This is a genomic window from Propioniciclava sp. (assembly GCF_029977985.1).
Classification (GTDB): Bacteria; Actinomycetota; Actinomycetes; order Propionibacteriales; family Propionibacteriaceae; genus Propioniciclava.
In genome coordinates this window covers 25995-35491 of sequence record NZ_JARKOT010000090.1, presented here as the reverse complement: position 1 = coordinate 35491, position 9497 = coordinate 25995, and the positions used below count along the sequence as shown (strand labels likewise).

General features: G+C 66.8%; 8 protein-coding genes. 6 read left to right on the top strand and 2 right to left on the bottom strand.

Annotated elements, in window-relative coordinates; genetic code table 11:
• The 4 genes from Q1K57_RS05425 to Q1K57_RS05410 form a co-directional block, all read left to right on the top strand.
• On the top strand, positions 1–745 hold a 745-nt coding region (locus Q1K57_RS05425; RefSeq protein ID WP_300079822.1), incomplete at its 5' end, for an O-antigen ligase family protein.
• Complete coding sequence (locus Q1K57_RS05420) at positions 742–1869, top strand: glycosyltransferase family 4 protein (RefSeq protein ID WP_300079820.1); 1128 nt, start codon at positions 742–744, stop codon at positions 1867–1869. The genes Q1K57_RS05425 and Q1K57_RS05420, both read left to right, overlap by 4 nt.
• Positions 1866–2888 (top strand): glycosyltransferase family 4 protein, encoded by a 1023-nt coding sequence (locus Q1K57_RS05415; RefSeq protein ID WP_300079819.1) that lies wholly within the window; start codon positions 1866–1868, stop codon positions 2886–2888. The genes Q1K57_RS05420 and Q1K57_RS05415 overlap by 4 nt, the downstream gene beginning before the upstream one ends.
• Positions 2885–4021 carry a glycosyltransferase gene (locus Q1K57_RS05410; RefSeq protein ID WP_300079818.1) on the top strand — a complete coding sequence of 379 codons (1137 nt, stop codon included), beginning with the start codon at positions 2885–2887 and terminating at the stop codon, positions 4019–4021. Before Q1K57_RS05415 ends, Q1K57_RS05410 begins: the two co-directional genes overlap by 4 nt.
• On the opposite strand, the gene Q1K57_RS05405 is transcribed toward Q1K57_RS05410, so the two are convergent.
• Positions 3984–5186 carry a glycosyltransferase gene (locus tag Q1K57_RS05405; protein WP_300079817.1) on the bottom strand — a complete coding sequence of 401 codons (1203 nt, stop codon included), beginning with the start codon at positions 5184–5186 and terminating at the stop codon, positions 3984–3986. The two genes, Q1K57_RS05410 and Q1K57_RS05405, sit on opposite strands and share 38 nt — an antisense overlap.
• Before the next feature lie 703 nt (positions 5187–5889).
• Between Q1K57_RS05405 and Q1K57_RS15705 the strand changes: the two genes are divergently transcribed.
• Entirely contained in the window at positions 5890–7080 is a 1191-nt protein-coding gene (locus tag Q1K57_RS15705; protein ID WP_366525337.1) for a glycosyltransferase family 4 protein, read from the top strand.
• A 113-nt stretch (positions 7081–7193) separates the two neighbouring features.
• On the top strand, positions 7194–8129 hold the full coding sequence (locus tag Q1K57_RS05395; protein WP_300079814.1) for a glycosyltransferase family 1 protein: 936 nt from the start codon (positions 7194–7196) through the stop codon (positions 8127–8129).
• Positions 8130–8241: 112 nt separating this feature from the next.
• Here Q1K57_RS05395 and Q1K57_RS05390 read toward each other — a convergent pair whose 3' ends face one another.
• Positions 8242–9405, bottom strand: coding sequence for a glycosyltransferase family 4 protein (locus Q1K57_RS05390; RefSeq protein ID WP_300079813.1), 1164 nt, complete (start codon positions 9403–9405; stop codon positions 8242–8244).
• Positions 9406–9497: the final 92 nt, after the last annotated feature.

The following is a 9497-nucleotide window of genomic DNA, read 5'->3' as shown; positions in this document are numbered from 1 at the left end:
CACAATCCTGGGTTTCGGCGCGGCCCTCGTCTACGCCCGGCCTGACTGGGTGCGTTGGAAGCCTGCGCTCGCCACGGCGGTGTTCTGGCTCTTCGCGGTGGCTTTGCTGACCACGCAGTCGCGGCAGGCCATCGTCGGGCTTGGGGTCGCGATCTTGTTCATCGCCTGGCGGGTGCGCACGTTCGACCACAAGCGGTCGGTCCTCGTTGCCATCGCTACCCTTCCTGCGCTGGCCTTCGTCGTTACCCTCGTGCGCGATCAGGTGGAGGACGACAACAGGTTCAACTCCGTCTTCCAACGCATCGCGTGGTACGAAGAGGCGTGGGCGTACTGGCAGGAGTCACTGTGGACGGGCCACGGCCTGAGGTTCTGGTACCAAGGCGGCCCGATCGGTTACCAACCCCCCAATGCGATCATTGAAGTGGGCACTTCGGCCGGAGTCGTGGGCGTGGTCGGCTTTCTTGCGATGCTCGGTGGTGTGCTGCTCGTGCTCTGGCGCATGGATGCGCGCTTCGGCACTGTGGCACTGGCCATCCTGTTGTCCCGCTTGGTCCAATCGCAACTGGATCTCTTCTGGGTGGCGGTCCAGACGTCGGTGCCCTTCTTGGTGGCCGGGATCGCTGTTGGTGCCTTGGCCCATGAACGGGCGGCGAACCCATGGGGTCGAACGCTGACGCTCGTGGGCGTCCAAGCGGCGCGACCGGACGGACGTTCCAGGCGGCCAGCAGTCGAGGTTGGCCCGTGAAGATCGTGCAAGTGGTCCCCGAAGTGAAGACGGGCAGCGGCGTTGAGGCAGTGGCCTACCACCTCGAACGGGAGTGGCAGGCTGCGGGCATTGACACGGCGCGGTTCACTTTGGTCGACGCGGCGGGCGGATGGCTCCCGAAGCCGGGCCCAGGGCTCCGAGGCAAGCTTGCGATCATTGCTCGGGTCGTATGGTTTTCCACCGTCGGCTCGGTGGCAGCCAAACGTCGGTGGGGGCAGCCAGCTGCCGACACCGTGGTCATCTGCCACAACGATGCATTGGTGGGTGACGTGTACGTCAACCACGGCATCGTGGCCGTCGCGATGCGCGCCCGTGGACACGGCCTTCTCCGCTTGGTCAGAAACCCCCTCCACCTCTTCACCTCCGCCCGCGACGCCGTGCGCTTCGCCGGATCGACGCACCGCTGCGTTGTGAACCTCACGTCGCGTGAGGACGCCGATCTGCGGCGCACCTATCGCGCATTTCGCCCGAGCACGGCCGTCATCGGGAATGGAGTGGACCTCGAGCGCTATACGCCGTCCCCCGAAGGACGGCGCATGGTTCGAGACGAACTGGGCATTGCGGATCACGATGTCGCGGGCCTCTTCGTCGGGCACGAGTTCGGGCGCAAAGGGCTCCCCGCAGCGATTCAGGCAATGACACAGTTGCCTGACACGTTCCACCTGATGGTCGTGGGTGGCACACAAGACCTGATTGATCGTGCAAGCGAGCGCGTCTCGGAGCGGGGTCTCACCGGCCGAGTGCACTTCGTGGGGGCGCACTCAGATCCGCGGCCGTGGTTCAACGCCGCAGACGTGCTGGTCTTCCCCAGCATCTACGAGTCCTACGGCTTGGTCGTCACCGAGGCGCTCGCCAGCGGTCTCCCGGTCGTGGCAACACCGACTGGGTGCGTCCAAGACGTGGTTGAGGAGGGGGTCAACGGCTTCGTGACCACAGGTGAGCCCCAGGATGTCGCGCGGGCATTGGCGGCATTCCTCAGGGCCGACCGCCAGTCGCTCCGGATGGCGGCGCGGGCCTCGGCCGAGAGGCTCGGCTGGCGGAACGTGGCTGAGCAGTACGTTGAGCTGTTCCAACGCGTCCTGAAGGAACGGGAGGAAGCGTGACGCTCTCCATCGTGCATGCCGTGCGTTCCGATGGCTTTGCAGGGGTAGAGCGGCATATCGCTGCTCTTGCGGTGGAGCAACAGGGCCGCGGACACCGCGTCGCGGTGGTGGGTGGGGATCCAGCCCGGATGCGAGCAGCCTTGGGGGGCGTACCGGTCCCGTTCACCCCAGCCCGGACGGTCGGGGAGGTCGCGCTCGCGCTGCGAGGCTTTCGCGGTGCTCAGGTGGTCCATGCACACATGACAGCTGCCGAGGCCGCTGCTGCCGCCTCTCCGGGCCTCTGGCGCGTACCGATCGTTGCGACGCGGCACTTCGGCGGCCCACGGGGTAACTCGTTCCCGGGCCGCTTGGCTGCCGTTGGAATCCGCCGGCGAGTGGCTGCGCAGATCGCGATCAGCCATTACGTGGCTGAGAAGATCGATGGTCCGAGCACAGTCATCCACCCGGGCGTGCCGACATCTCGGCTCGTCCCCGTGACGGAACGTCGCCCCACCGTACTCATCGCGCAGCGGCTTGAGCTTGAGAAGGCGACAGACCTCGCGCTGCGCGCCTTTGCCAGGTCCGGGTTAGCGGCCTCCGGCTGGGCGTTGCAGGTGGCCGGCGACGGTTCGCAACGGGGCATGCTTGAGGGGCTTGCTGCTGAGTTGGGTATCGCGCCGCAGACGGTCTTTCTGGGTATGCGCAACGATGTGGACCGTCTCCTCTCCCAGGCCGGAGTGCTGTTGGCGCCTTGTGAGGTCGAGGGTTTGGGCCTGACGGTGCTGGAGGCCATGGCATGCGGGCTCCCCGTCGTGGCCGCCGCGGCGGGTGGCCATCTGGAAACGGTCGGCGCCGTTAGGGGAGCAGCCCTCTACCCACCCGGCAATGTGCGGGAGGCGGGAGCGCAGCTGGCAGAGCTGGCGAAGGATGCTGACCGCCGGGCGGACTACGGCGCGAGTCTGCACGAGCTCCAGCGATCTCGGTTCACGATGGGCTCCCAAGTAGCCGCCACCGAGGCCATCTACCGGAGCGTGCTGTGACCGACGTCGTCTTCCTCTCGTTGGAGGCGTGGAACGAGGTGTGGCGACGCAACCAGCATTTCGTCGCCGGGCTGCTGCGCACCGACCCGAGTTTGCGCGTGCTGTTCGTCGAGCCTGCCGCCGACCCTCTTTACGCCCTCTTGGGCCGACGGCGTCCGAGTATCGGCGGCGGTCTTCGGCAGCTGGCGCTTCCGGGCGCTGAGGGGCGCATCTGGACGTACCAGCCGACCAAGTGGCTCCCCCGCAAGCTCGATCGAGGCGTCGATCGGCGGTGGGCAGCGTCGGTCCGCCGCGCGGCGCGACGAGTGGGCTTCCCCGATCCGATCCTGTGGGTGAACGACCCCACGGGAGCCCACGTGCTGGCGGAGACTGGCTGGCCCGCTGTGTATGACATCACCGACGACTGGCTGGAGGCCGACCGCACCGAGGCGGAGCATGCCCGGCTGGTTCGCGACGAGGGCGTCCTCATGGACCGCTGCGCCGAGGTGATCGTGTGCAGCACGGGTCTCGTGGAGACAAAGGGCCGGATTCGTCCAGTCAGCTTGGTGCAGAACGCCGTCGATGTGGCGTTCTACCGGACGCCGCAGCCGCGCCCGGCCGACCTGCCGGGCGGGCCCGTCGCGTTGTACTTGGGCACGGTCCACACGGACCGCATCGACGTGGATCTGTGCGTCGCTACAGCCGAAGCAGCGCGGGGGACAGGCACGCTCGTCTTTGTCGGGCCGGCTCTCATGCCTGCCGAGGCCACCGCCCGGCTGGAGACGGCTGGCGCCGTGCTACTGGGATCTCGCCACCGGGACGCCGTCCCCGGCTATCTGCAGCACGCGGACGTGCTGGTCGTGCCCCACGTGGTCAACGCTTTCACCGACAGCCTCGATCCGATCAAGCTCTACGAGTACGCGGCCGTGGGTCGGCCGGTCGTGAGTACACCCGTCGCCGGTTTTCGGGATGCGGTGGATGCCCGCGTCGTGAGCGCGTCGGGCGACCAATTCGTGGCGACCGTGAGGGCATCCTTGCCAGCCGCGTACGCCTTCCCGACAGGGGCGGATGCTGCGGTGCCGTCGTGGGCCGACCGAGTGAGCCAAGTAGCCGAGGTCATCGGCCGCGTGCGACGCTCCGCCACACCTCGCTGACAACCCGAGCCGTCTCCTCGACGGGGAACCTGCGGATCGCCGCCTCCCAGGCGAGTTCGGCCCGGCGGCGGGCTTCCTCGGGCTGGGTGAGCGCCTCGATGATCGCGGACGCCAACGAGTCAGGGTCGCTCGGCCGCGCCAGCCATCCCAGCAGATCGTCGTCTGGCGCCACGATTTCGTCGACGCCGCCGCCGCTGGTTGCCACGACGGGCACCCCGCGAATCATGGCCTCCACGATGACCTGTCCGAACGGTTCGGGAGTGGGCGAGGCGTGGACGCACACCGTGAGCGCGTCGAGTTGCGCGGCGGGGTCGTCCACGAAACCGGTGAACTCGATGAACTCCTCCATTCCCAGGCGGGCGCACTCGTCGCGCACCTCGCGCTCGTAGGGTGCTTGGTCGAACATGGCCGAGCCGATGATCCGGAAGCGTGCCTCGGGAATGGTGTCGTGGACGATGGCGGCCGCGCGGACGAATTCGCGTTGTCCCTTGGTGGGGCTGATGCGACCGATCAGCCCGACGGCAGGGGGATTGGGGGGCGTTCGTTCTCCGGGTCTGGGACCTACTTGGTCGCGTGAGAAGCCCGGATAGGCGATCACGGCCGCCACACCCGGCAGCGTGTCGGCGGTGGCTTGTGAGTTCACAATGACACGGCGGGGCAGATGGCTGGCGAGACTACGGAGGAGGGCGACGAGCGGGCCGGGGAGGTAGTCGGGGCTGATGCGGTCGTGAATGTGCCAGACCAGAGGCTTGCCCGCGAGGACTGCCGCCAAGCCGCCAATGAGATCGGCCTTCAATGACGTCGTGTACACAATGTCCGGATTGAGCCGCCTCAGGGTCCTCGCAACCCGGAGAACGTGCGGCAGAACCGCCACAGCCTGCGTCACCATCTGAAGGTGAGATGCTCCGGCCGAGTGGCGGTCAGTCTCGTTGATTCTGCTGGTGAGAGGCAGAACTGTAGTGGTCACGTGTCGTTCGGACAGGGCGTCCGAAAGGCGCCCACTGGCGAAGAGTAGGACGTGTGCGACTATGTCGGGGGGGGCAACATCGAGCAGCCTGAGGAGAGACAGTTCCGCGCCGCCCAGTGCGGCTGTGTGGTCGAGGACAACCACTCTCACAGGGACTGGCGCATGACCGCTCGCTTCGACATGGGCTCGGGTCTGCATCGTGCCCCGTCTACCCCTCGCTGGCGGAATCGCGTAGGGCGCATGAGGAGAGCGTCAGCCTCCCACCGAGTGGACGACCGATTGCTTGAAGCAGAGCCAGGTGCGAGGCGGAGCCAGCCGCAAGGGAGAATCCCTTGCAGTTCCGTCCGCCACGCCGAGACGCCGGGGCACGGGTCGGCTCCTGTGGTGCGGTCACGCGCTGGCGGGCACCCCACCACCTCCGGGGCGTGAGGAGATCCTTTCGAGTGTTAAGAGGCGAGTAGTGGGTGTTGGCCGCCCGCACTGCGCGATTCGTCGCGACGTTCTTCGCTCCTTCCACCCAGCTGTTCTCAACCTGTCTGTGGGATCCCACCTCTACTTGGCTCCAAAGGGCCCAGGGGGCGGCGCACAAGTCCTCGGATGGCCACAGTGCACTCATCCGCGAAAGGGAGCGTCTCGTGGGGGCCGCCCGCTTCGGCGGCTCTTCTTGTTCGGTATTGCACTGCTGAGGCGGGGTAGTTGTGGTTCGAGAAGAAAGCAGTCGGACCACTCCTTTTCCCACTCGTGGTGAGCAAGCGCTCGGCCCGCCAGCCGCCTCCGGGTGGAGCGGAATGGTGACGGATGTCAGGTTCCCAGCACTCATGGCTTTCTCCTCAAAGGGGCCCCGGGTGCGCCCACGGTGATTCTGTCAGTGATTGGCCTTGGCTGACCAGACGGCGCCAGGGTGCTTGCAGGGCAGCCCTTGGGTAGCCTTCTCGACGTGAGGCAGGTTCATGTGATCACCCCAGGGGATCACTACTCTCCCAATACGGGTAGCGCCGTGCCGACGGTGGTGCACGGTCTGTGCCAGGGTCTTCCGGCCGGAGAACCCCGACCGGTGGTGGTCCTGGAGCGTGGCACTATGCAGGAGCGCTACCCGAGTGCCGATCCAATTGAGTACCAACCGGCGAAGCGCTTACCACGCCCGATCGCCCGGCTGTCTCGCTACCTCGATGCACCCGTCGGCCCCGCGCTTGGCCGAAGGCCTATGGCGGCACGAGGGTGGGCGGCGGCGCTATCAGCGCAGGGATCGTGGGCGCCGTCGATCATCATTGGCCACAATGCGCCGCAGTTGCCCCGGTTGGTCGACGCCGATCGGCACCGTCCCGTGCTCTATGCCCACAACCACGTGCTGCGCACGTATGGCCCGCGCGAAGCGGGCAGAGCCTTGGATCGAGTGCACCGTGTCGTGGCGGTCAGCGACGCCCTCGCGAGCCAACTCGCTGACCGACTCCCGCCTCGCCTAAGAGGGCGCGTGGTCGTGGTCCGGAACGGTGTTGACTGTGGCTTCTTCGCACGTCCGAGCGGGTCGTTTGGTCGCGAGGGTCCAATGAGAATCGCATTCGTCGGTCGGATGATTCCCGACAAAGGCGCCGACGTGCTGGTGTCCGCCGTGAGCCGGATGCGGGCCGCGAAGGAGGTAACCCTGACCCTCGTGGGCTCCAGTGGCTTCTCGGCGAATGATCCGCTCACTCCCTTCGAGCGGTCGGTTCGGCAATCTATCGAATCGGCGAGGAGCCGCGCCTTGATTCGCCCATTTGCCCCACGCCCCGAGATTGCGGCCTTCTTGGCGACGGTCGATGTTCTGGTCGTGCCGTCACGCTGGGCGGAGCCATTTGCCTTGACGGTGCTGGAAGGGATGGCTGCGGGCTGTGCAGTGGTGGCTTCGGACATCGGGGGCATCCCGGAAGCTGCCGGTGGAGCAGCGCTCTTGGTTCCGCCTCGCGACCCCGACGCATTGGCGGTGGCTCTGGACTCGTTGGCAGAAGATGAGCCCAGAAGGTTGCGCCTGGTGCGGGCTTCCCTCGAAAGGGCCCGCGCACGCGACTGGCATGTTGTCGGGCGGGAACTAGTCCTGGCGCTGGAGGGCTCGTGAGCGCAAGGTTGGTCATAGCATCTGTCGCAACGGACTCACCCATGGGCGCCCGGGTGTACCAAGAGGAAGTCGCCCAACGCGCTGGCGCTGCCCTTCGCGCCGAGGGTAGTGGCTTGCAAGTCGAGCGGGCAATCGTCCGCTCCCTACGGTCGCCGCTGGAGGGGACGCTGCGACTGCCAATGGGGTGGCTCGCGCACGCAAGCGCGCGCGAGCGGGCAACGGTCGGGAGGTTCGTCTACGGGCGCCGGGCGACGGTCCATCGGATGAACTTGGAGCTTCCTCCCGGGGCTGGCCCCCAAGTGGCGACCCTGCATGATGTAGTTGCGTGGCGGTTCCCAGATGAGGCCTCCCCCGTTCCGGCGGCTGCGGAGGAGCTTCGCAAAGCCGACGCGGTGATCTGCGTCTCGCAGTTCAGCGCCAATGAAGCCACGGAACTCCTCGGGTTGAACAACATCACCGTCGTCCACAATGGGGTGAACGAGCGGTTCTTCGACGCTCTGCCGCTCGAGGAGCGCGGGCTACGGGAATTTGGTGTGTCCGGTCGGTTCATCATGGCCGGCGGCGGCGCGTCCGCTCGCAAGAACCTTGAGGGCCTCGCCGACGCTTGGAGAATCGTGAGCGCCGCTGCGCCTGATGTGAGCCTCGTCTTGTCGGGCCCGCCGCACGCCAACCGTACAGAGCTGTTCAAGGATCTGCCGAGGGTCGTGATGGTCGGGCGTGTGGCTGACGCCGTGGTCCCCCGGCTCATGGCGTCCGCCTCGGCGGTCGTCGTGCCCTCGCTCTACGAGGGGTTCGGCCTTCCTGCAGCGGAGGCGATGGCGGTCGGCGTGCCGGTGGTTGCCGCCCGCACAAGCTCCCTGCCCGAGGTGGTTGGTGATGCGGGATTACTCGTTGAGCCCACGGGCGTTGGTCTTGCCGATGGGGTGATGGCTGTTCTCGCTTCGACCGCGGATGTGGGTGCCATGGTGGCTCGTGGAACTGCGCGCGCCGCGAGCTTCAGCTGGGCCAGGTCCGCAGCGGGGCACGCCCGCGTCTGGGCGGCACTCTGAACACCGCCTTCGCCGAGCATCCGCGCGAAGGCGGTCGATGGGCCCATGGTTGTTCAAGCTGTTTGAGCGATTCTTGGCGACCTGACGGCTTGCGCCCGTGACCGTTCAGCGCTCACACCGCCCGACGTTGAAGGATCCGGGCGTAGATGGTCCCGTACCGTTGGGTGGCTCGCGTCCAGGAGAAGTGTCGCACTGAACGGCGCCCGCCCTCGACGAGGTGATGAGCCAGCGAGGGATCGCCGAGCACTCGGGAGATTGCTGCGGCGAAGGACTGCGCGTTCTCCGGATCCGCCAGCAAGCCGTCGCTCCCATCCGTCACCAACGTGCCGGGGCCGCCGTGCATCGTCGCGACAAGGGGAACGCCTGCCTGCCAGGCCTCCAGAACGACGATTCCGAAGGACTCCTTGCGGCTGGGAACCGCGACCACGTCCGCCTCAGGGAGGGATGCAATAACTGAGGTGCGTGGAAGTGCCCCGGTGAGCAGGACGCGATCATCGACTCCAAGATCGATGGCTAAGGCGCGAAGATCGTCGAGCTGGCCCCCAGCTCCCACGATCACGAGCCGAGTGGTGCGTGGTTCCACCAGCGGCAGCGCCCGAACCAACAGGTCAAACCCCTTGACCCACTCAACCCTGCCGACCGCGAAGACGGTTGGGCCTTCCGCGATGGGCAGCGTCCGGGGGGTCGCTGCGTTGCGCTTGGCGAACGATGGCTCGACGCCGTTCGGCACAACGTCCCCGGGCGTGCGTAGCCCGAACCGCGCGCGGAGGTCATCAAGGACGAGCTGGCTCGGAGCTGTGACGCGTACTGCATGAGCCAGACTCCACCTCAATGTGGTTCTGAGGACTACGGATGTGTCGAACGCCCCATGATCGTCGGCCATCGTTTCACCGTGCGAAGAGACGACGAGCGGCAGGCGGAACCGCAGGGCGAGGGCGAGCGCGTAGACGCCATTCGGCCCGAAACACTGGACATGCAGGACGTCTGGCTTGAAGTTCGCCACCGCGTCAGACCATGCGCGCCAGGCTCCGGGGGCGTCGCGCATGAATGACTTCACGCCTTCTGCACTTGCGTTCGGGAGCGGGGTGGCGAGATAGCGGACGGTCACCCCATCGACTTGGCGGACGCCCAGGTGCTCGCCGCGGTCTACCGTCCATACCTCCACCGGCAAACCGAAGCGCTTGAGGTGTACGGCAATCTGGCGCGAGTGTTCCTCGACTCCTCCAGGGTAAGGATCAAAGCTCGAGGAGATGAGCGCAATACGCGCGGGCCTCATGGTAGGGAGCGTAGCCCCTGACGGACTTTGGCGGGGGAGGGGTGCCAGCGCACTGCCGACCGAGGTCGCCCCAGCGTCACTTTGATTCGTGC

Excerpts from the sequence above, each read along its gene's own strand:
- Q1K57_RS05405 (WP_300079817.1), bottom strand. The coding sequence starts at position 5,186 with ATGCAGACCCGAGCCCATGTCGAAGCGAGCGGTCATGCGCCAGTCCCT.
- Q1K57_RS05390 (WP_300079813.1), bottom strand. The coding sequence starts at position 9,405 with ATGAGGCCCGCGCGTATTGCGCTCATCTCCTCGAGCTTTGATCCTTAC.